The 21,748-nt window shown below is 72.9% G+C and carries 19 protein-coding genes; 6 read left to right on the forward strand and 13 right to left on the reverse strand.

Translation table 11 applies throughout. From position 1 onward, the window contains the following. Positions 1 to 22: 22 nt before the first annotated feature. Together ACLGIH_RS12920 and ACLGIH_RS12925 are read right to left on the reverse strand one after the other, a co-directional pair. Entirely contained in the window at positions 23 to 271 is a 249-nt protein-coding gene (locus ACLGIH_RS12920; protein ID WP_416525401.1) for a DUF397 domain-containing protein, read from the reverse strand. Next, a complete protein-coding gene (locus ACLGIH_RS12925) occupies positions 268 to 1,080 on the reverse strand; it encodes a helix-turn-helix domain-containing protein (RefSeq protein ID WP_416525402.1) in 813 nt (270 codons plus the stop codon). Before ACLGIH_RS12925 ends, ACLGIH_RS12920 begins: the two co-directional genes overlap by 4 nt. Positions 1,081 to 1,213: 133 nt before the next feature. Between ACLGIH_RS12925 and ACLGIH_RS12930 the strand changes: the two genes are divergently transcribed. Further along, on the forward strand, positions 1,214 to 1,648 hold the full coding sequence (locus ACLGIH_RS12930; protein WP_416525403.1) for an ATP-binding protein: 435 nt from the start codon (positions 1,214 to 1,216) through the stop codon (positions 1,646 to 1,648). A 7-nt stretch (positions 1,649 to 1,655) separates the two neighbouring features. On the opposite strand, the gene ACLGIH_RS12935 is transcribed toward ACLGIH_RS12930, so the two are convergent. Both ACLGIH_RS12935 and ACLGIH_RS12940 read right to left on the reverse strand, forming a co-directional pair. Further along, positions 1,656 to 2,390, reverse strand: a complete 735-nt coding sequence (locus ACLGIH_RS12935) for a LuxR C-terminal-related transcriptional regulator (protein WP_416525404.1) — start codon at positions 2,388 to 2,390, stop codon at positions 1,656 to 1,658. Continuing rightward, on the reverse strand, positions 2,387 to 3,679 hold the full coding sequence (locus tag ACLGIH_RS12940) for an ATP-binding protein (protein ID WP_416525405.1): 1,293 nt from the start codon (positions 3,677 to 3,679) through the stop codon (positions 2,387 to 2,389). The genes ACLGIH_RS12935 and ACLGIH_RS12940 overlap by 4 nt, the downstream gene beginning before the upstream one ends. A gap of 201 nt (positions 3,680 to 3,880) precedes the next feature. Between ACLGIH_RS12940 and ACLGIH_RS12945 the strand changes: the two genes are divergently transcribed. Beyond that, the gene (locus ACLGIH_RS12945) at positions 3,881 to 5,296 is read left to right on the forward strand and encodes a PspC domain-containing protein (RefSeq protein ID WP_416525406.1); all 1,416 of its coding nucleotides are present in this window, start codon (positions 3,881 to 3,883) and stop codon (positions 5,294 to 5,296) included. Further along, the gene (locus ACLGIH_RS12950) at positions 5,283 to 5,525 is read left to right on the forward strand and encodes a hypothetical protein (protein ID WP_416525407.1); all 243 of its coding nucleotides are present in this window, start codon (positions 5,283 to 5,285) and stop codon (positions 5,523 to 5,525) included. The genes ACLGIH_RS12945 and ACLGIH_RS12950 overlap by 14 nt, the downstream gene beginning before the upstream one ends. Positions 5,526 to 5,531: 6 nt before the next feature. Here ACLGIH_RS12950 and ACLGIH_RS12955 read toward each other — a convergent pair whose 3' ends face one another. The 3 genes from ACLGIH_RS12955 to ACLGIH_RS12965 all read right to left on the reverse strand — a co-directional run bounded on the left by ACLGIH_RS12955 (position 5,532) and on the right by ACLGIH_RS12965 (position 8,395). Next, positions 5,532 to 6,041 (reverse strand): DoxX family membrane protein, encoded by a 510-nt coding sequence (locus tag ACLGIH_RS12955; protein ID WP_416525408.1) that lies wholly within the window; start codon positions 6,039 to 6,041, stop codon positions 5,532 to 5,534. Between the two features lie 126 nt (positions 6,042 to 6,167). Further along, positions 6,168 to 7,424, reverse strand: coding sequence for a hypothetical protein (locus tag ACLGIH_RS12960; RefSeq protein WP_416525409.1), 1,257 nt, complete (start codon positions 7,422 to 7,424; stop codon positions 6,168 to 6,170). Positions 7,425 to 7,591: 167 nt separating this feature from the next. Beyond that, a complete protein-coding gene (locus tag ACLGIH_RS12965; protein ID WP_416525410.1) occupies positions 7,592 to 8,395 on the reverse strand; it encodes a class II aldolase/adducin family protein in 804 nt (267 codons plus the stop codon). 167 nt (positions 8,396 to 8,562) lie between these two features. On the opposite strand from ACLGIH_RS12965, the gene ACLGIH_RS12970 reads away from it, so the two are divergent. Continuing rightward, a complete protein-coding gene (locus ACLGIH_RS12970; protein WP_416525411.1) occupies positions 8,563 to 9,036 on the forward strand; it encodes a pyridoxamine 5'-phosphate oxidase family protein in 474 nt (157 codons plus the stop codon). A gap of 24 nt (positions 9,037 to 9,060) precedes the next feature. Here ACLGIH_RS12970 and guaA read toward each other — a convergent pair whose 3' ends face one another. After that, complete coding sequence (gene guaA, locus ACLGIH_RS12975) at positions 9,061 to 10,644, reverse strand: glutamine-hydrolyzing GMP synthase (RefSeq protein WP_416525412.1); 1,584 nt, start codon at positions 10,642 to 10,644, stop codon at positions 9,061 to 9,063. A 320-nt stretch (positions 10,645 to 10,964) separates the two neighbouring features. On the opposite strand from guaA, the gene ACLGIH_RS12980 reads away from it, so the two are divergent. Beyond that, positions 10,965 to 11,309, forward strand: a complete 345-nt coding sequence (locus tag ACLGIH_RS12980) for a chorismate mutase (RefSeq protein WP_416525413.1) — start codon at positions 10,965 to 10,967, stop codon at positions 11,307 to 11,309. A 666-nt stretch (positions 11,310 to 11,975) separates the two neighbouring features. Further along, positions 11,976 to 13,028 carry an LPXTG cell wall anchor domain-containing protein gene (locus tag ACLGIH_RS12985; protein ID WP_416525414.1) on the forward strand — a complete coding sequence of 351 codons (1,053 nt, stop codon included), beginning with the start codon at positions 11,976 to 11,978 and terminating at the stop codon, positions 13,026 to 13,028. Between the two features lie 87 nt (positions 13,029 to 13,115). Here the strand turns inward: ACLGIH_RS12985 and ACLGIH_RS12990 are convergent, their stop codons facing one another. From ACLGIH_RS12990 to ACLGIH_RS13010, 5 genes are all read right to left on the reverse strand, one after another. After that, the gene (locus tag ACLGIH_RS12990) at positions 13,116 to 14,924 is read right to left on the reverse strand and encodes a GMC oxidoreductase (protein WP_416525415.1); all 1,809 of its coding nucleotides are present in this window, start codon (positions 14,922 to 14,924) and stop codon (positions 13,116 to 13,118) included. A gap of 100 nt (positions 14,925 to 15,024) precedes the next feature. Further along, positions 15,025 to 16,653 carry a succinic semialdehyde dehydrogenase gene (locus ACLGIH_RS12995; RefSeq protein ID WP_416525416.1) on the reverse strand — a complete coding sequence of 543 codons (1,629 nt, stop codon included), beginning with the start codon at positions 16,651 to 16,653 and terminating at the stop codon, positions 15,025 to 15,027. A gap of 186 nt (positions 16,654 to 16,839) precedes the next feature. Continuing rightward, positions 16,840 to 18,654: a serine/threonine-protein kinase gene (locus ACLGIH_RS13000; RefSeq protein ID WP_416525417.1), complete on the reverse strand. Its 1,815-nt coding sequence runs from the start codon at positions 18,652 to 18,654 to the stop codon at positions 16,840 to 16,842. A gap of 98 nt (positions 18,655 to 18,752) precedes the next feature. Beyond that, positions 18,753 to 19,850: a serine/threonine-protein kinase gene (locus ACLGIH_RS13005; protein ID WP_416525418.1), complete on the reverse strand. Its 1,098-nt coding sequence runs from the start codon at positions 19,848 to 19,850 to the stop codon at positions 18,753 to 18,755. 122 nt (positions 19,851 to 19,972) lie between these two features. Then, positions 19,973 to 21,589, reverse strand: a complete 1,617-nt coding sequence (locus ACLGIH_RS13010; RefSeq protein ID WP_416525419.1) for a serine/threonine-protein kinase — start codon at positions 21,587 to 21,589, stop codon at positions 19,973 to 19,975. Positions 21,590 to 21,748 lie beyond the last annotated feature (159 nt).

Consider the following 21,748-nt stretch of genomic DNA (forward strand, 5'->3'; position numbering starts at 1 on the left):
CCCGGGCCCCGTCCCCCGAAGCTCAAGCGCCGGTACGGGCGTACGCCACGAAGTCGGCCCAGGCGCCTCCGGTGACGGCGAACCGGGGGCTCCGGGCACCGAGCTTCGAGTCCCGGACGTGGACGGTGTGGGGGCAGGCGGCGACTTCCAGGCAGGCACCGCCCTGGTCGTCGCTGTGGCTCGACTTGCGCCAGTCGAGGGCGACTTCGAGGCAGTTGCCCCCTTCAGTGCCGCTGTACGTGGACTTGACCCACTGCAGGTCCCTGTTCATTGCTCCTCCGCCACCTTGCCGATGAATCGCGCGGACTCTGACGGACTCAACGCCAGCCGAAGGATCATCGCATGGCGCTGTGTGGCGGTACTGACGCGATCCGGGTCCGAGTACAGCACGCCGGCTGTCTGCCCCTCCTCGTACCCAACATGCTCGTGCTCCGGTGTCTCCAGCAAGACAAGTGGCCCATTGAGGCCGGGATGCGCACCGACGATCGGTAGCACTTGCACCGTGACGTTCCGCTGCTCCGACACGGTTAGCAGGTGGCGCATCTGACGTGAGTGCGTTGCCGCCCCTCCGACCTTATTGCGCAGCGCGGCCTCGCCGATCACGAAGCTGAAGGACCTCGTCTGTTTCGCCAGCAGACCTTGTCTCTTGAGCCGGGCAGCCACACGCTCTTCAACGGTCTCGTCGTCAAGCGGCGGCCAATGTGCCGTGAGCAGAGATCGGGCAGTCTCCTCTGTTTGCAGCAGCCCCGGGATGAGCAACGGCTCGTACGAACTGAGCGACATGGCCTCCGACTCGTATCGGATGAAGTCCTGCGAGAACGTCGGGAACGGCTCCGGCTTCAAGTACTCCTGCGCCGCGACCAGTTTCCCGCCCGCCCCGCACACCTGATCGGCGATCTGCAACAGCCGCAGTGTCGGCCGACGGCGGCCGTTCTCCATGGACTTGACGTACTCGTAGTCGTACCCGGCCTCTTTGGCCAGCGCCTCCCGACCGATACCGGCCTCCGTGCGCCACATCTTGATCTGGCTGCCGCAGTACCGCCACGCGATCGGCGGTTGGGAGTTCACCTCGGTCGACACACGCACACCTCCGCCGGGACCACGAGGGGTACAGCCACCCGCTGTACCCACGCCGTTACTCGTGAGGCTACGCGCGAACCGGGACGGTGATCTCCCCAACCGCGAAACAACCGACGCAAGGAATGAACCGCGTATGCAGACCCCATGGCCGCTGCCTACGAAGACCCCGAAGGACATCGAATGGCGGCTGCCACGGCACCCGCGCAGCGTGAGCAGGGCCCGCGCCCTGTTCCGCGAGCAGGCGGCCTCGTGGGGGCTTCACCCGGATATGACAGACACGGCGGCACTCGTCCTGAGCGAACTGATGACGAACGCGTACCGCCACGCCCGGGTCCCGGCCGACCGTCAGATCTGGGCCCGCTGCGTGCTCACGGACGACCGCCTCCGCATCACGGTGACGGACGCCGACGGCACCCTCCCGGCTCCCGGCACGGCTCGCCTGGACGACGAGTCGGGCAGAGGCCTCTCGCTGGTGGCGGAACTGGCGGACGACTGGGGCGCAGAGCGCAGGGAGTGCGGCATCGGCAAGACGGTCTGGGCCGAACTGACCGTCGACGCTCAGCTGTAGATGAGCGTCACACCAGCCGTCGGGCCGTCGCCCACCGGGTCAGCTCGTGCCGGTTGGAGAGCTGGAGCTTGCGCAGGACCGCCGAGACGTGGGACTCGACCGTCTTCACCGAGATGAACAGCTGCTTGGCGATCTCCTTGTACGCGTAGCCGCGGGCGATCAGGCGGAGCACCTCGCGCTCGCGCTGGGTGAGGCGGTCGAGGTCCTCGTCCACCGGCGGGGCGTCGGTGGAGGCGAAGGCGTCCAGGACGAAGCCGGCCAGCCGCGGGGAGAAGACCGCGTCGCCCTCCTGGACGCGGAAGACGGAGTCGATCAGGTCCGTGCCCGTGATGGTCTTGGTGACGTAGCCGCGGGCGCCGCCGCGGATCACGCCGATCACGTCCTCCGCCGCGTCCGACACCGACAGGGCGAGGAAGCGGACCGGCCGCTCGGTGTCGGCCATCAACGGGGCGCACCGCCGCAGCACTTCGACGCCGCCGCCGCCCGGGAGGTGCACGTCGAGCAGGACCACCTCGGGCCGGGTCGCGGTGATCACCGTGACCGCCTGGTCGACGTCGGCGGCCTCGCCGACGACCTCGACGCCGGTCTGCGCGGTCTGGCCGATCTCGGCCTGGACGCCCGTACGGAACATGCGGTGGTCGTCGACGAGGACCACGCGCACATGGCGCCCGCCCGCCGGTTCCGGGGACTGTGCCGCCTCGGCCGGGCCGGCCGTTCCGTTCGCCTCGGTCGGGTCGCTCATGACGTCTTCTCCGCCCTCTCCATCTCCAGCTCGACCTCCGTGCCGCCGTCGGGCACCGCGCGCAGCCGCGCCGTGCCGCCGTTGCGCTCCATGCGGCCGATGATCGATTCTCTGACACCCATGCGGTCGGCCGGTATCGAGTCGAGGTCGAAGCCGGGGCCGCGGTCCCGGACGGACACGAAGACCGTCCTGCCCTCGACTTCGGCGTAGACCTGTACGGCACCGCCCTCGCCACCGTACTTGGCGGCGTTCACCATCGCCTCGCGCGCGGCCTGCATCTGTGCCCCGGTCTTCTCGTCGAGCGGGCAGTCGCCGACGACCACGACCTCGATGGGGACGCCGTGCTTGTCCTCGACCTCGGCGGCGTTGCGCTTGACGGCCTCGGCGAGGGTGCTGGGCTCGTCGTCCTCGTCCTTGCCGTTGCCCTCGGGCTTGTAGAGCCAGGCGCGCAGGTCGCGTTCCTGGGCGCGGGCCAGGCGGCGCACCTCGCCGGGGCTCTCCGCGTTGCGCTGGATCAGGGTGAGCGTGTGCAGTACCGAGTCGTGCACATGGGCGGCGACCTCGGCGCGTTCCTGGGCGCGGATACGCATCAGGCGCTCCTCGGAGAGGTCCTGCGTCATGCGCACCAGGTACGGGCCGGCCAGGAGCGTGATGCCGACGAGGACCGCGAGGGCGGCCTGGAGCACGGAGCCGAGGTGGGCGGCGGAGCCCTGGAGCACGAAGATGCCGGTGACGCCGGCCGTGACGAGCAGCACGCCGGCCACGGCACGCAGCACCGTGACCGTGCGCCGGTGCCGGCCGACCTCGACCCAGCGGGCCCGGCGGGCGTTGTCCGCCTGCCGCCAGACCAGGGCGACGCCCGCGCCGACCAGCACCGTCGGCCAGAGGTAGGCCTTGGCCCCGCCGCCCAGGTTGACGTTGCCCACGAAGATCATGGCCACGACGACCATGAGGAGCAGGGCGACGATCTGGCCCTTGTCCGGCCTGCGGGCGACGCGTCTGCGCCGGCCGTCCGGCGAGGTCTCGGCGGTGACGGGGGACGGCGGCCGCTGCGCCTCGACGCCACCGACGCCGAGCGGCACGAAGAACCAGAACGCCGCGTACAGCAGCGCGCCGAGGCCGTCGGCCATGAACAGGCCGACGAACGCCAGCCGTACCCAGACGACCGGCAGCCCGAGATGCCCGGCGAGCCCCCGCGCCACGCCACCGAGCCAGCGTCCGTCGCTGCTGCGGTAGAGCTTGCGCGGCGGCCGCGGTTCGACGACTGGCGCTGCTGCGGCTTCCGGCATGGCATCGATGGTCACACGGCGGCCCGGACCGGGGCATCAGGGTCGTCCCCGGAGACTCCCCTGATCCCGCCCGGGGCCCGGCGAATGATCTCGCCCCGGGACCCGCCGAACGCCTCCCCCGCCCGGCCTCAGGGCCAATATCAGGGTCCGGCCAGGGTCGTCCCGCTGCCACGGCGGCTCCGCGCCCGGCACCATGGAGCCATGACCGATCACGAGCAGGCCGCGGCGGGCCCGGGGCCCGGCGCCGGTCCCGGCCCCCGGCCGGGCGCGGGGCCGCGGGACGCCGTGCCCGCCGCGGGTGCCGCGCCCGGCGCCGCGGGCCCGGCCGGGGCGGACGCCCCCGAGCCGCCCGTCAGGTTCCGGCGCGACCGGCCCCACAAGCTGCTCGCCGGCGTGTGCTCCGGGCTCGGACGCCAGTGCGACATGGACCCGGTGATCTTCCGGATCACGCTGGCGGTGCTCTCCGCGACCGGCGGCATCGGTCTCCTCTTCTACGGTTTCGCCTGGCTCTTCGTCCCCTACGACGACGAGGACGAGAACGAGGTCCGCAAGCTGCTGACCGGCCGCGTCGACGGCCAGGCCCTGGCGGCCGTGCTCTTCGCCCTGGTCGGCTGCGGCGCCTTCCTGACCATGGTGAACAACGGCGGGGTGCTGACCTTCGCCGTGATCCTCTCCCTCCTGCTCGCCGGTGCCGGCTACTGGTCGCGCCGGCGCGGCGACCCCGGCCCGGACCCACTGGCCGCCCAGGCCGCGGCCGACGCCCCGCCCGAGCCCAAGGCGCCGCCGGTCGCCGCCGCCTACCCCTCCTGGTGGCGGGACCCCATCGTCAAGGACGGCACCCACGTCGGCGGCACCGGATATCTGTGGGGCCCCCGGGACTCCGGCGACCGGGACATCGCGGCGGCCGTCGACATCAGCCTCGGTGTCCACCGCGGCGACCGCGAGGACCCCTACGTCCGGCGCCCGCAGCCGCCGAAGCCCCCCGACCCCCGCTGGATCGGCGGCTGGGTCTTCCTGCTCGCCCTGCTCGCGGGCGGTCTCGGCACCGGCCTGACCTGGGACCAGCAGCCCCTGGGCACCAGCCTGCAGACCGGCCTGTCCTGTGCCCTCGCCGTCTTCGGCCTCGGCCTCGCGGTCAGCGCCTTCCTGGGCCGGCTGGGCGCCGGCACGGTCCTGCTGGCGGTCATCACGGCCGCCCTGCTGACCGGCTCGGCGGCCCTGCCCGAGAACATCGGCACCCGGTGGACGGAGACGGCGTGGCGGCCCGCCACGGTGGCGGACGTACGGGAGCAGTACGACGTCGGCACGGGCGAGGGCACGCTGGACCTGTCCCGGCTGGAGGTGCCCGCCGGACAGACCCTGTCCACCCGGGCCGACGTGGGCATGGGCCACCTACGGGTCATCGTCCCGAAGGACGTGACCGTGCGGCTGAGCGTCGAGGTCGGCGTGGGTGACATCCAGCTGCCGGGCGACGACCGCAAGGACGTGGACGTCGCGCCGGGCAGGCACAAGGAGCTGACCCTCCCCGCCACCGAGGGCGGCGGGAACACCGGGACGCTCGACCTGGACCTCCAGGTGGGCGTCGGTCAGGCGGAGGTGACCCGTGCTGCGTCATGAGTTCCAGCCCGGACGGCTGATCGCCGGGATCTTCCTGGCGCTGGCGGGCGTCCTCTACGCCGGCGACGCGGGCGGCCTGTGGGAGATGCCCTGGTTCCTGGTCGTCCCGCTGGTCGTCGGCGGTCTCTGCCTGGCGGGTGCGGCGGCGGTCGTGGCCCGGTCCGTACGCCGGCGCCGCCGCGCCTCCCGGTCCGCGGCCGAGGAGCCCGGGACCGGCCTCCCGGCCTGACGCGGTCTACCGCCGTCGCCGGGCCCGGAGCGCGGCATCCACCGAGAGCAGGGGTGCCCCGGCCAGCACGAGGGGGATCCAGGCCATGAGGTAGGCGAGGTCGTTGCCGTAGTAGTACGGGTCGGAGGCCCAGCTCACGGTCAGCCAGAGGCTGAGCGAGATCAGCGCACCGCCGAGCGCCGCGAGCCGGGCCAGCAGGCCGAGCAGGGTGGCGATGCCGACGGCCAGCTCTCCGAAGGCGATGGCGTAGCCGAAGCCGACCGGGTTCTCCAGCGCGAGGTCGACCAGGGCCGGGACGGCCGAGGAGTCACGGACGGACCGCATCATGTCGCCGATGGACCCGGCACCGGCGTCCTTCATGAAGGCGCTGTCGGTGAGCTTGTCCAGCCCGGCGTAGAGGAACGTGACGCCGAGGAAGACGCGCAGGGGGAGCAGGGCGTACCGAGTGGCCGTGTCACGCCAGTCCCCGCCGCCCCGGTGGTACGGATCCGTGTCCGTACGGAAGCCGTGAGTCATCGTTGCCTGCCCCCTCTCGCCCGCGGAGCCCTCACCAGACCATACGCACGACAAGGAGAGCGCGCTCAATCCTGATCCGCCGAGTCCGGTTCCGACCGGAGATGCCGCCCGCCGGGCAGGCGGCCGTCAGTCCGTCACCTCCACCACGCACCGATTCGTCTCCGCCCCCGCGGCCGTCACCACCTGCACCTCCACCCGCCCCGGCTCCACGTCCGCCGGTACCGGCACCCTCAGCACGGTGTCCGTCGGGTTGCTGAAGCCGCCCGCCACCGGAACCAGCGGCACCTGCGCGTACACGGCACCGATCCGGACGACCACGCGCGCCAGCAGATCCGCCCGCTGCGCTCCCGGCGGCACGAAACCGGTCCCCCGGATCTCGATGTCGTCCCCGGTCCGGATGGGCGCGTCCAGGTCGCCGGGCTCCCGTGCCCGCACGACCGAGAGAATCACCGGCCGCCCGCCCTCCGCGTACTTCCCCGCGGCATACGTCGCGGCCGACACCAGCACCAGCACCGCCAGTCCCCACGGCAGATCCGGCAACCGCTCCGGGCTCCGCGCCAGCCGCACCACGGCGAAGGCCAGCGCGACCGCGCTGATCACGACGTACTGGATGTCGGCGAACGCGCCCCGCCCGGCGTCGTCGGTCAGCAGATCCGCCGCCCGCGGCCGGTCCGCCCGCACCTTCTGCAGCCGCTGCCCCCGCACCCGCAGCCCGACCACGCGCCGCACCAGCACCGCGATCCCGCACACCACCGCCACCACGGTCACCAGCCCGGCCGCGCGGCCGAGTTCCAGGCCGGAGACCAGCGCGTCCCGCTCCGCACGCCCCGGCGCCGCCGCCAGCCGCCCGGCCAGCACCAGCACCGCGTACCCGACGAACAGCACCCACCCGGCCGCCACCGCCCGGGAGGTGGACAGCCGGTTGTCCTCGCCGATGACCGGCGCCAGCGCCCCGCCCCGCGCCCGGTGGAACCACGACGCCGCGGTCAGCGCCACGCCCACCACCAGCGCCGCCGCCAGCCCGGCGCTCCGCGCGGCCGTCCAGCCGGCACCGATCGCGGTGAGCGCCTGCACGAGCAGCAGCACGACCACGACCGCCCACACCGCACCCGCCGTGCGCCGCCACACGCCCCCGAGCCACGCCGCGCCCTCGGCCCGGCCGCGCTCGGCGACGCGCTCCGCGGACTGCGCGAGTTCCTCCGACACCCACTGCCGGGAGGCGGAGGGCGAGTGGGCCACCGCGGCCGGTACGCCCTGCCCGGTCGCGAACTCGTCCCGCCGCAGCCGGAACGCGGCGACCGCGCGCCGGTGCCCCTCCCGAGCCGCGCACCCGCAGTCCCCGGCGGTGTCCCCGCCCTCGCGTCTCGCCTCCTGCACCGCCACGCCCGACTCCCGCCTTCCCGCACCGCGCCCGGTGATCCGCAACTCCCCGACGACGCCAGCGAATTGTGCCGCACCCGGCCCCACCCGTGTCCGCCGTCCCCGGCCCGCTCTGCCCGGCACGAGTGATCCGCGGAGCGCCGTGTTGACCCGGCGCCGCCGCCCGGCCCTCAGCTCAGCAGGTCCCGCTCGCTCCGGCTGATGTCCTGCCACAGCGGCTGGTAGCTGATCCAGGCCACGATGTCCCCGCCGAGCTGCTCCCGGGTGGTGACCGCCGCCCGGTGGTCGATCAGCACCGGCCGGCCCGCCGCCCGCGCCGTCAGCTGCACCTGGCAGGAGCGCTCCATCGACAGGAACCACCAGGCCGCCGCGTCCACCGAGTCGCCGACGGTGAGCAGCCCGTGGTTGCGGAGCACGAGCGCCTTGCGGGAGCCGAGCGCGGCGGCGATGCGCCGCCCCTCCTCCTGGTCCACGGTGACGCCGGTGTAGGCGTCGTACAGCGCGTGGTCCTCGTAGAAGGCGCAGCTCTCCTGGGTGATCGGCTCGAGCAGCTCGCCGAGGGCGGCGAGCGCCCGCCCGTGCACCGAGTGGCAGTGGGCGACGGCGACGACGTCCGGCCGGGCCGCGTGCACCTGGGAGTGAACGGTGAAGGCGGCCTGGTTGACGTGGTAGCGGCCGTCGACGACCTGGCCGTCGGAGTTGGCCAGCACCAGGTCGCTCACGGTGACGTGCTTGAACGGCATGCCGAACGGATTGACCCAGAAGCAGTCGGTGAACTCCGGGTCGCGGGCGGTGATGTGGCCGGAGACCCCCTCGTCCAGTCCGTGGCGCCCGAAGACCCGGAGGGCGCCCGCGAGCCGTTCCTTGCGGTGCCGGCGCTCGTCCTCGACGGAGTCGTGCCTCGGCGGCATCGCGAACCGCAGTTGGTCGGTGGGCAGCGGCGGGGGCGGAGTGGCCCCTGGCGTCCCGTGCATGTGTCCTCCGGCACTGGAATCCTCTACGGGGCGGAAGTTACCGGCGGTGAGCCCGGGAGGACAGTTCTCCTCCGCAAGAGCGGCGCGCACCACACCCGTCGCCCAGCCGGCGGACACCCGGCAGATACCCGACGAAAGGTGTCCGGTATCGCTGCCACACTCGCCATATGACAGCGAACTGGGCCGCATTCGCCACCGCAGAACCCGAGCTGGCCGCCACCGTCGAGAAACGCTTCGGCGCCTACACGCACCACGTCCTCGCGACCCTGCGCAAGGACGGTTCCCCCCGCACCACCGGCCTGGAGGTGCGGTTCCTCCACGGCGAGCTGTGGCTCGGCATGATGCCGGACTCGCTCAAGGCGCTGGACCTGCGCCGCGATCCGCGCTTCGCGCTCCAGGCCAACCCGGGCGAGGGCACCGGCATGGGCGGCGGCGACGTACGGATCAGCGGCCGGGCGATCGAGGTCGAGGACCCGGCGACGAAGGCCGCGTACCGCGAAGAGGTGGAACCGCCGGAGCCGTTCCACCTCTTCCGCACCGAGCTGACGGAGGTCACCCGGACCTACATCGAGGACGACACCTATCTGGTCGTCCAGGTCTGGAAGCCCGGGGAGCCGGTGCGCACCCTCAAGCGGACCTGATCCCAAAGGAAGGCCCCGTCGGGCTCACTCCCACTCGATCGTCCCCGGCGGCTTGGAGGTCACGTCCAGGACGACCCGGTTGACGTCGTTGACCTCGTTGGTGATCCGGGTGGAGATCCGGGACAGGACGTCGTACGGCAGCCGGGACCAGTCGGCCGTCATGGCGTCCTCGGACGAGACCGGGCGCAGCACGATCGGGTGGCCGTAGGTGCGGCCGTCGCCCTGGACGCCGACGGAGCGGACGTCGGCGAGCAGCACCACCGGGCACTGCCAGATGTCGCGGTCGAGACCGGCCGCCGTCAGCTCCTCGCGGGCGATGGCGTCGGCCTCGCGGAGCAGGTCGAGCCGCTCCTTGGTGACCTCGCCGACGATCCGGATGCCGAGCCCGGGTCCGGGGAACGGCTGGCGCTGGACGATCTCCTCCGGCAGGCCCAGCTCCTGGCCGACCATCCGGACCTCGTCCTTGAACAGCTTGCGCAGCGGCTCGATGAGCTTGAACTCGAGGTCCTCGGGCAGGCCGCCGACGTTGTGGTGGGACTTGATGTTGGCGGTGCCGGTGCCGCCGCCGGACTCCACCACGTCGGGGTAGAGCGTGCCCTGCACCAGGAACTCCACGGCCGGGCCCTGGTCGGCGATGATCTCGGCCTGGGCCTGCTCGAAGACCCGGATGAACTCCCGGCCGATGATCTTCCGCTTCTCCTCGGGGTCGGAGACCCCCTTGAGCGCGTTCAGGAACCGCTCGCTGGCGTCCACGACCTTCAGCTGCACGCCGGTCGCGGCCACGAAGTCCTTCTCGACTTGCTCGGTCTCGCCCTTGCGCATCAGGCCGTGGTCGACGTAGACGCAGGTCAGCTGGGAGCCGATGGCCTTCTGGACGAGGGCGGCGGCGACCGCGGAGTCCACGCCGCCGGACAGGCCGCAGATGGCGCGCCGGTCGCCGACCTGCTCGCGGATCGCGGCGACCTGCTCCTCGATGACACTGCCGGTGGTCCAGTCCGGGGCCAGGCCGGCGCCGCGGTAGAGGAAGTGCTCCAGCACCTGCTGCCCGTGCGTGGAGTGCATCACCTCGGGGTGGTACTGGACGCCGTACAGCTTCTTGTCGTCGTTCTCGAAGGCGGCGACCGGGACGACGTCCGTGGAGGCCGTGACGGCGAAGCCCTGGGGGGCGGCGGAGCAGGCGTCGCCGTGCGACATCCACACCGCCTGCTCCTCCGGGGTGCCCTCGAAGAGGGTGGAGGAGGACTTGGACACGTGCAGGCCCGTGCGGCCGTACTCGCGGGCGCCGGTGTTGTCGACCGTGCCGCCGAGGGCCTGGGCCATCAGCTGGAAGCCGTAGCACATGCCGAAGACCGGGACGCCGGCCTCGAACAGGGCGCGGTCGACGGTCGGGGCGCCCGGCTCGTACACGGACGAGGGGCCGCCGGAGAGGATGATCGCCGCCGGGTTCTTCGCGAGCATGTCCTCGACCGGCATGGTGCTCGGCACGATCTCGCTGTAGACCCGCGCCTCGCGGACGCGACGGGCGATGAGCTGGGCGTACTGCGCGCCGAAGTCGACGACCAGGACGGTGTCGGGGGCGGCGCTGGCAGCGGGAGTCGCTGATGACACGGGGTGCCTTCCGGCGGTCGGGCGGGGGCTTGTGCCACCGATTCTACCGACGCGGCCGCGGCCGGCCGCCCGCGCTCGGTGTCTCACCATGCGAACCCCGTTGGCCACCGTCCGTCAGCACGGCATACTGAGGCCATGCTCACGCACCAGGTCTTCCTGTTTACCTATGGCAACCGGCCCGCCGGCTGCCATGGTCGTGCCGCTTGAGCAACTGACGAGCGACTTCCCAGGCGCCCCGGGCCGACAGGTCCGGGGCGCCTGGCGTTTCCGGGCCCGCTCGCCCCCGGGTGCCGCCCACCACCCAGCAAGGAGCCCCCGACATGACCGCCGCAGCCGCCGAGCAGACCGCCCTCGCCAAGACCAACCCCAAGACCGGCCCCGCGGAGACCGGCCCGGAGCGGACCGGCGCCCGGACCCCCGAGGCCGCCGACGTGATCACCGGCGCCCGGGAACGCATCGATGCCCTGGACGACCGGATCATCGGCCTGATCCAGGAACGCGTGGCCGTCTCGGCCGTGATCCAGGAGGCGCGGATCACCTCCGGCGGCCGGCGGGTGAACCTCTCCCGCGAGATGGAGGTCCTCGACCACTACCGGCAGGCCCTGGGCAAGCCGGGTACGGCCCTGGCGATGACGCTGCTCGAGCTGTGCCGCGGTCGCATCTGAGTTCGGGGCTTCTCTCACCCGTACGGCGCGTGACCGGTTCCCGGACCGCTTCGTTGGTCCGGGTGTCCGCGCCAGCCAGGGGCGGGCCCGAGAGAACCACGCGTGGCTCGCTGGAGCGATGAGACGTGCGGATCGTGCCGTACGTCGTGGGACCTCGCTCCAGGGAAGTGACCGGACGGCAGGGGACAGCAGCCCGGTCACCCAAGAGAACGGTCGGCTCCGGGGACGCCCGGGGCCGACCGGCGGAAAACGTCCGCGCCCCGGGCCCAAGGTCGAGACCGAGGGCGCGCCCCGCACACCCCGGGGCGCCGACCCGGGGCGCGAAATCCAAGCGGCGCACCCCCCCCCGGCGCCGCCTCCCAGGCACCGGTGCTGCCCTGACGCCGGTGCTGACTGAAGAAGGGCCCCGCGGATGACGTCCCGCGGGGCCCTTCGTCATGCCCGAATCGCCAGGCCCACATCGTCATGCGCGAAACCAAGTGACGCAGAACACATAAATCTTGTGTCAGCGTGAGCACAACCATTCACAGCCATCACTGATCCAACCTGCTGCACCACGGGCCAACCCGCGCTTCCACCGCGGCGGCCTCTCCACGCTTGTCAAGCTCGCATCGCGACGCCGCGATGCACCGACTTCCCGAGGTCTTCATGAAGCTTCGCCGCGCGATGGCAGCAGCGGCCGCCACGGCAGTGATAGCGCCGGTGGCGCTCCTCGCGGCCCCGGCCGCGTATGCCACCGAAACCACGCCGAGCGTGACGTCCAGCGAGAGCACGGACGCGTCGTCGTCTCCTGCCGCGACCCCGAGCCAGAGCGAGTCCGAGTCGGACGAGGGCGGCACGGGCGAGGACGGCCAGAACGAGGACGGCCAGAACGAGGACGGCAAGGGCGAGGGCGGCACGGGCGAGGACGGCACGGGCGAGGACGGCAAGGGCGAAAACACGTCCACGCCGAGCGCCTCGACGTCCGCCTCGCCCTCGGCCTCCGCCTCCACCTCCGCAAGCCCGTCGCCGAGCACCTCCACGCCGGAGGAGTCGGAGGAGCCGGAGCCGGAGCCGTCCATCTGCGAGGACACCAAGGTCGACGTCAGCATGAGCGGCCTGCCGGGCAAGATCGCGGCGGGCAGCGGCTGGCACAAGTTCTCGCTCGACGTCGTCAACAACTCCGACTCCACGCTCGGCCCGCTGGACTACTTCGCCGGTGCGGCCTCGGACGTGAACGGTGAGGAGCTGTTCGCCAGCAAGCAGGTCAGCCTGCAGGCCTGGGACCCCGAGAACAAGGTCTGGGACGACCTGAACGAGGGCGGTTACGCGGTCGGCTACGTCGGTTACACCGACGAGCTGGAGCCCGGCTACGAGGTGAACATCCCGCTCCGCCTCAACGTCAAGGCCAATGCCCCGGTCGGCGCCGGCTTCTCGCTCGGCGCCACCATCTACGGCGACGGCGACGGCGAGTGCGTGGGCTTCGGTGACGTCGCCTACAAGTTCCAGATCGTGGCCGCCGGCACCGACACGGACGGCACCAAGCCGCAGACGGGCGGCAAGGCGCCCGTCACCGACAAGAAGCCGTCCAGCGACACGCCTGAGATCACCGGCGAGCTGGCCGAGACCGGCTCCAGCTCCATGCTGCCCACCATCGGGCTCGTCGGCGGGTTCGCCGTCGTCGCCGGTGCGGGTGCGCTCTTCGCGGTCAAGCGCCGCAAGGCCGGTGTGAACGCCTGACGGCGTGAGCACTTGAGTACGTGAAGGACCTGCGTCCGGAGGGGGGCGCAGGTCCTTCTCGCATGTCCGCCGTGCGGCCGGGCTCCCCTACTTCTTCGGCGGCACCGCCGGCATCCCCAGGAACGGCAGCCGCAGCGCGCCGAACGCGTCCGCCGGGACCGCCGGGGACTTGGGCTCGACGGGCTTCAGACGCTCGTACGCCGCCCCCTGCGCCGGGCGCGGGTCGGCCTCGCCCTTGTTCGGCCAGTACGACATGGCGCGCTCGGCCTGGGCCGTGATGGTCAGGGACGGGTTGACGCCCAGGTTGGCCGAGACGGCGGAGCCGTCGACGACCGAGATGCCGGGGTGGCCGTACAGCCGGTGGTACGGGTCGATGACGCCCGAGGCGCGGTCGGCGCCGATCGGGCAGCCGCCGAGGAAGTGCGCGGTGAGCGGAGTGCCCATCAGCTCGCCGACGTTGGAGCCCGCGAAGCCGTTGATCTCGGCCGCGAGGGCCGACGCGCCCTGTGTCGCCGCCTTGATCTGCTTGGGGTTGGGCGAGCCGTGGCCCTGGCGGGCGGTGAGCAGGCCCTTGCCGACTCCGGCCGGTTTCAGGTACGTCGTCAGGGAGTTGTCCAGCGACTGCATCACCAGGCCGATGATGGTCCGCTCCGACCAGCGGCGGTTGGACAGGGAGCGCAGCACCAGCAGGGGGTGCTTCGCCGCGTGCGCCAGGAAGCCGAGCACACGGGAGGCACCCGAGGCGTTCTCCCCGGCGTAGGGCACCTGGAGGATCGACAGGCCGCCCATCGAGTTGGAGCCCTTGCCGTAGCGGACCGGCTCGATGTGGGTGCTGGCGTCCGGGTGGATGGAGGAGGTGATGGCGACGCCGCGCGTGAAGTCGGCCCGCGGCTCGCCGGTGGCCTTGCGGTAGCGGCGGTCGTCGGTCTGGGCGCCGACCAGGGCCTCGGAGTTGGTGCGGGTCAGCTCGCCGAGCTTGTCGGACACGTGCGGGAGTTGCCCGTTCGCCTTCATGCGGTGCAGCAGCGTCTGGGTGCCGTAGGTGCCGGCGGCCAGGACGACGTGGCGGGCGGTGAAGGTGCGGCCCTGACGCCCCCGGCCCTTGCCGCTCCGGTTCTTCCGGTCGGTGGGCAGGGTGGCGACCGCGTAGCCGCCGCGCGAGTCGTCCGTGACGGAGACGACCGTCGTCATGGGGTGCACGACGGCACCCGCCTTCTCGGCGAGGTACAGGTAGTTCTCGTTGAGGGTGTTCTTCGCTCCGAGGCGGCAGCCGGTCATGCAGGAGCCGCACTCGGTGCAGGCCTGCCGCTCGGGTCCCGCGCCGCCGAAGTACGGGTCCCGGACCTTGTCCCCCGGCCGGGCCCGCACCGCGCCGTCCGCGTCCTTGCCGTCGCCGAAGAAGACGCCGACGGGGGCCATGTGGAAGGTGTCGCCGACGCCCATCCGCTCGGCGGCGGCCTTCAGGTGGACGTCCGAGGGCGTCATCGTCGGGTTCAGCCGGACGCCGAGCATGCGCTGCGCCTGGTCGTAGTACGGCTTCAGCTCCTCCTCCCAGTCGGTGATGTCCTTCCACTGGGGGTCCTCGAAGAAGGGCTTGGGCGGTACGTAGAGGGTGTTGGCGTAGTTGAGGGAGCCGCCGCCGACCCCCGCGCCTGCCAGGACCATGACATTGCCGAGCAGGTGGATGCGCTGCAGGCCGTACATGCCGAGCTTCGGCGCCCAGAGGTAGTTCTTCAGGTCCCAGGAGGTCTTCGGCAGCGACTCGCGGGTGAAGCGGCGGCCGGCCTCCAGGACGCCGACGCGGTATCCCTTTTCGGTCAGGCGGAGGGCACTTACTGAGCCGCCGAAGCCGGAGCCGACTATGAGGACGTCGTAGTCGTATGCGTCCTGAGGCACGGGTGTCTCCTCGTCGAGTTCGCGTGCGGGTTGTCCGTGGTTTCTCGCGCCCGGGCGGCGGAGCCGCGTCCCGATGCGGCCCCGCGCCCCTCTGCGTCGGCTACCTGAACCGGAGTGTCTTCATCAGGCGCAGGCTGCGGTTCATGAACTGCGCGTACCGCTCGTCGTCCATGCCCAGTGACGGGGCCATCGGCAGCAGACGCTGATGGGCGACCGTCTGCGCCTCGGTGTACTTGAGGATGCCGTCGGCGCCGTGCCGGCGGCCGAGGCCGGAGTCCTTCATGCCGCCCATCGGGGACTGGACGCTGCCGTACGCCGCTGCGTAGCCCTCGTTGATGTTGACGGTGCCGGTGCGCAGCCGGGCGGCGACCTCCCGGCCGCGGCGGGCGTCCTTCGTCCAGACCGAGGAGTTGAGGCCGTACGGCGTGGCGTTGGCGCGGTCGACGGCCTCCTCCTCGCTGCTGAAGCGGTAGACGGACACGACCGGGCCGAAGGTCTCCTCCGCGCACAGGGTCATGGTGTCCGTGACGCCGTCGAGGATGGTCGGCTCGTAGAAGTACGGGCCGATGTCCGGGCGGGCCACGCCGCCGGCGATGATCCGCGCGCCCTTGGCGACGGCCTCCTCCACGTGCCGCTTGACGGTCTCCAGCTGGTGCCCGCTGACCAGGGAGCCCATGTCGGCGCCGTAGGCGAGGGCACGGCCCAGCCGCATCGCGCGCGTGCGGGCCGCGAAGCGGTCCAGGAAGGCGTCGGCGACCGACTCGTGGACGTACAGCCGCTCGATGGACACGCACAGCTGGCCGGCGGAGGAGAAGCAGGCGCGGACCGCTCCGGCCGCGGCCTTCTCGATGTCGGCGTCCTGCAGCACCAGCATGGCGTTCTTGCCGCCGAGTTCGAGCGAGACCCCGACCAGCCGGTCGGCGGCGACCGTGGCCACCTCCCGGCCGGTGCGGGTGGAGCCGGTGAAGGAGACGTAGTCGCCCTGCTTGACGACCTCGGGGCCGACGACCGGGCCCACGCCGATGACCGCCTGGAGCACATCGGCGGGCAGGCCGGCCTCGATCAGCAGGTCACGGGCCCACAGGGCGGTCAGGCAGGACTCCGTGTCGGGCTTCATCACGACCGCGTTGCCGGCGACGAGGGCGGGCAGCGCGTCGCCCACGGAGAGTTCGAGGGGGTAGTTCCACGGCACGACCTGGCCCACCACCCCCCGGGGGTGGCGCAGTTCGGTGACCTTCGTCAGCCCCGGTACGGCGCCGGCGTGCCGCTTCGGCTTCAGGTAGGCGGCGGCACGGCGGCCGTAGTGCCGGGCGGCGACGGCGACGGCCTGGACCTCCTCGTGGGCGTGCAGACGGGCCTTGCCGGTCTCCAGCTGGATGAGGTCGAGCACCTCGGCCTGGCGCTCCAGCACCAGGTCGTGGAACCGGAGCAGGACGGCCGCGCGCTGCCGTACCGGGGTCCTGGCCCACACCGGCTGTGCGGCGCGGGCCAGTTCGAAGGCCCTGGCCACGTCCTCGGGCGTGGACTCGGGGAGGTCGGCCAGCTTCTCGCCGGTGAAGGGCGTGTGGTTGGCGGTGCGTCCGGAGCCGACGACGCCCTTGGTGAGCTGGGCGACCAGCTCGGGGGTGACCACGTCGGCGGCCGTGCGGGCGCCCGCGGGGGCGGGGGCGAGAGGGTTGGTGCCGGTCTGTTGCGTACCGGTGGTTTCCAGGGCCTGCGCGTCCGTCATGAGCGGCAGGGTATGCCTCGGCGAACGCTTTGTGTACCCGTCGGTAATAGGCATTCACCGAGTGCTCACACACTGCCAGTGATCGCTGGCAACAAACGCCCTGATCAGCGCGTTGTCACGGCCTCATCCACACCGGCGCGCCCGCTCACCCGACGCGCGGCCGGCGACGGTGGCCGGCGCCGGCGGTCAGAGCTTGTCGACGTCCAGGTTGGCGATCACCGTCCGGGCCACCTCGCGGCCCCGGTCGGTGAAGTCGCCCTTGCCCGGGTAGCTGACGGTCAGTTCGTACATGTCGCCGCCGGACGTCATGTAGTAGAAGAGCCGCAGCTCCCGCGGGCGCGGGTTCTGGCTGTCGGTGGTCGTGTAGACGACCGTGTTCTCGGCGGCCTTGCGCTCCTGGTACCTGGTCTCCCGGGGGTCCGTCCTCGGGTCCTCCGGCATGGACAGGTCGTAGCTGCCGCTCTGCTTGAACGCGGCGTCGTCCTCGTACATCTCGGCCGCCGCCGAGCCCGCGATGCCGTTGCCGGTGTCCTCGGACTTCTTCTCCAGCGACAGTCCGACCCAGACGCTGCCGCTGTGGTCGGTGTACGTCACCCAGTGGTCCTCGGCGTCCTCCGACTCGGCCCGCTGGTAGCCCTCGGGCACCGCCAAAGTGGCGGCGAGCGTCTTCTCGTGGTGCGTCTTCCAGCCCTCGGGCAACGGCCCCGCGAAGGGGTCGGCGAGCACCAGGTACGCCGCCACGGAGGCCGCGACGACCGCCGCGCCGAGCCCGAGGAACGCCTTGCGGCCGAACCGGGGACGGCCGCCGGCACCCGGCCCGTGCGACCGGACGACCTGCGTGGGGCCCGGTGCGGGCGGCACGGGAGCCGGCGGCCGGGCGGCGTCGGTCAGCAGGGCCCGCACCCGGGCGGCGTTCGGGCGGTGGGCCGGGTCCTTCTGCAGCAGTCCGGTGATGAGCTCGGCCAACGGCCCCTGCGCGGAGGCGGGCGGCGCGGGGACGGCGTTCAGGACCGACTGGAGGGTGGCGGGGGTGTTGCTGCGACGGAACGGCGAGACGCCCTCCGTGGCCGCGTACAGCACCACGCCCAGGGACCACAGGTCGCTCGCCGGGCCGGGCCGTCGGCCCAGCACCCGTTCGGGGGCGATGTACTCGGGCGAGCCGACGAAGCCGCCGGTGTCGGTCAGATTGGTCTCGCCCTCGATCTGGGCGATGCCGAAGTCCGTGAGGACCACCCGGTCGTGCCGGCCGAGCAGCACGTTGTCCGGCTTCACGTCCCGGTGCAGGACGCCCGCCGCGTGCGCGGCCTCCAGGGCGCCGAGCACCTCCAGGCCGATCCGGGCGGCCTCACGCACGCTCAGCGTGCCCTCCCGGAGGGCGTCGCCGAGCGAACGTCCCCGCACCAGCTCCATCACGATCCACGGCTGCCCGTCCACGACGGCGACGTCGTGCACGTTGACCACCGCCGGGTGGTCGAGCCGGGCCGCCGCCCGGGCCTCGCGGCGCATCCGCTCGAAGGCGTTCTCCCGTTCACGCTCCGGAAGATGGTCCGGGATGCGCGGTTCCTTGACGGCGACCTCGCGGTCCACCGTCTCGTCCATGGCCCGCCACACCGTGCCCATGCCGCCGTGGCCGAGCTTGGCGATCAGCCGGTATCGGCCGGCGATCAGCCGCCCGGCACCGGGGTCCGGGGCGGGCGGCGCGGAGGGCGCGGAGCCCGCGGAGGACGCCGGGTGGTGCGGCGGCTGCTCGGGCTGCGGCTGTTGTTGCTGCGGCGACGGCTCCGACGGCTCCGGCTGCTGCTGCGGCTGCTGCGGCTGCGGCTGCGGCTGCTGCGGCTGCTGCGGCTGCTGCGACGGGGTGAACGGCTGTCCCGGCACCACGTGGGCCGGTGTCGCGTACGGGTTGCCGGGATGCGGCACGGCGGCGTGCGGGTTCGGCGGTTGCAGGCCGAAACTCGTCGGCTCCTCTGCCCCGTGGCGGGCTCCCCCGTTGCTGTTCATGCGTGTATCCATATCGCGCTGGTGGTCTCCGCCTCCACCTGGGGTGCAAACCGGTCACAGACCCGTGACCTGCGCCGCCCCTTACGCCCGCTTTGGCGCTACATGCCGGGTGACGGGGAGAAGGGCGGCGTCGGGGACGGTGACGAGGTCCCCGGCGCGGAACTGGCCGGTGCCTTCGGCGGGGAACTCACCGGCGGATCACCGCCGTCACCGTCCGGCCCGTCCGCGAGCAGCAGCGCCGCGCCGATGCCCGCGCCCGCCGTCGCCACGGCGAGCAGCGCCGCCATGAGCAGGCCGCGCCTGGAGGGCCGCCGCGCCTCGGCGCCGGGCGACGGTGCGGGCGTACGGCCCGTGGCCAGGTAGGCGCGCAGCATCTCCTCGGCGCCGGCCGCGTCCAGCCGCCGCCCGGGGTCGCGTTCCAGCAGGCCGCTCACGACGGGCAGCAGCGGCCCCGCCTCCGCGGGCGGGCGGACCGCCTCGTCGACGACGGCGTGCACGATGCCGCCCAGCGAGTCGCGGCGGAACGGCGACTCGCCGCTGAGGGCGGCGCACAGCAGCGCGCCCAGCGACCAGAGGTCGGACTCCGGGCCGGTCCCGGTGCCGGCCATCCGCTCGGGCGCCGTGTACTCGGGCGAACCGACGAAGGAGCCGGTCTCGGTGAGCGTGGTGGTGCCCTCGACCTGTGCGACCCCGAAGTCGGTGAGCACGACCCGGCCGTCGCCCGCGACCAGCACGTTGGACGGCTTCACGTCGCGGTGCAGCACCCCGGCCGCGTGCGCGGTGCGCAGGGCGCCGAGCAGGGCGATGCCGATCCGGGCGGCCTCGGCGGCGTCGACCGGCCCGTAGGCGGCGATGCGGTCGGCGAGCGAGCCGCCGTCGATCAACTCCATGACGATGTACGGGCGTCCGTCGTCCTCGACGACATCGTGCACGACGATGATGTTCGGGTGACTCAGCCGGGCGACGGCACGCGCCTCCCGCAGGGTGCGGTCGCGCCGCCGCCGCGCCTCGGCCGCGGAGCGGGGGTCCCGCAGGGGCGAGAGGGGTACGTCGAGGGGAAGCGCCTTGACGGCGACCTGCCGGCCGAGCAACTGATCGGTCGCCCGCCAGACGACGCCCATCCCGCCGCTGCCGAGCCGGGCCCCGAGCCGGTAACGGCCCGCGATGACCCGCCCGTCCTCCCCCTCGGTCACCATGCGCCCCATCATGCCGCACCGGACGGACGGGCTCCGGACCGCCGGAACACGGGTGGCCGACAACCGACGGGCCCCGGACCGCCGCAGGGCACGGACCGGGACCGGTTCACCGTGCGGAGGGGTCAGGCGCGCTTCTCCTGCCAGCCCTGGAGGACCGCCGTGAACTGCCGGCGGGTGGTCTCCCAGTCCGCCGCGGGCGACGACATGTACAGGGCGTACTCGACCCCGTCCCGGGACATGTAGGTCTCCTCGATCGCGCGGCGCGGCCCGGGGAAGGAGGTGTCCTTCGCCAGGGCGGTCCAGGTGTACTCCCAGCGCGCGCCGGGGCGGTCGCGGTAGACGTTCCGTTCCAGGGTGACCCGCCGGTAGTCGACCAGGCGCTGGAGCTGCGCCTCCAGGTCGAGCTGGTGGGCGTGGGGGTCGTGGAAGTCGGGTGAGGTGTCGACGGCGATGCGGAGGAAGTGCTCGCCGCCGTCGGGGCTGTAGTCGATCTGCGTCAGGTCGCCGTCGCGGCTGAACTCCTCGCGCCTCCAGTCCTTCGGCAGGTAGAGGCTGAAACCCACCGGGTCGTCGCGGCGGGCCCAGGAGTCCGGGACCGCCCCACCGGGGCCGCGCCCGGTCGCGGTGTCCGTGGCCGTGGCCGACGGGGCGCCCGCGCCGCCCGGCCCCCACTTCTGCAGCACGACGGCGGTGCCCGCGCCGACCAGCGCCGCGAACACCGCCACCAGGGCGACGGTACGCAGCCGACGGCGGCGGCGCGGGGCGGGCGCCGGCCCGGGGTGCATGGCCGTGGGGCCGACGGCGGTGGGGCCGACGGCCGCCCGCCCGGTCACCGGTGGGTACGGGGCCGGGCCCGCCGGGCCCCGGTGCGGACGGTCCCCGGCCTCGGCCCGGACCGGCACGTGGCCCTGCGCCCCGCTCGGCCGCCGGCCCTCCGCCGCCTCGGTGAGCATCCGCTCGGCCTCGGCCGCCGTGGGCCGGGTGGCCGGATCCTTGCGCAGCAGCGCGCCGATGACGGGCGCGAGATGACCGGCGTGGCGCGGCTCGCCGGCCTCCTCCTCCACCACCGCCTGCATGGTGGACAGCGGCGAGGTGCGGCGGAACGGCGACCTGCCCTCGACGGCGGTGTACAGCATCGCGCCGAGCGCCCACAGGTCGGAGGCGGGGCCCGGGTCGTGGCCGCGGACCCGTTCGGGGGCCAGGTAGTCGACGGAGCCGACGACCTCCCCGGTGCGGGTGATGGTCGAGTCGCCCTCGATCTGCGCGATGCCGAAGTCGGTGAGCAGCACCCGTCCGTCGCGGGCGAGGAGGACGTTGCCGGGCTTGACGTCGCGGTGCAGGACGCCGGCGGTGTGGGCGGCGCGCAGCGCGCGCAGCACCCACAGGCCGATGCGCGCGGCCTCGCGCGGCTCGACGCGCTGCTCCTCCTGCATCGCGTCGGCGAGCGAGCGGCCCTCGACCAGCTCCATCACGATCCAGGGCCGGCCGTCGTGTTCGAGCACGTCGTGCACGGTGACGACGGCGGAGTGGTTGATCCGCGCGGCCGCGCGGGCCTCGCCCCGGGTCCGGGCGAGCAGGATGGCCTGGTCGCTCTCGGAGGCGTAGAGGGCGGCCGTCAGCTCCTTGACGGCGACCGCCCGGTTCAGCACCTCGTCGTCGGCCCGCCACACCCGGCCCATGCCCCCGCTGCCGATGGTGTCGCCGAGCCGGTAGCGGCCGGCCAGGAGCCGCCCCTGCATCTGATTCACGTTGCCCCGCAATGGTCTTGACAGGGTCAGCGTAAGGACCGGTTTCCGCTCAGGGAACCTGCGGGGCGCCATGGAGACCGCTCTGTGACGGTTGTCGCTTCCCGGGACGGCAGGCAACCGCAGGGCGGCTGTGGCTGTCGGGTGCCGGGG

The sequence above is a fragment of the Streptomyces hamibioticus genome, from assembly GCF_047946815.1.
In the GTDB taxonomy this organism is placed as follows: Bacteria; Actinomycetota; Actinomycetes; order Streptomycetales; family Streptomycetaceae; genus Streptomyces.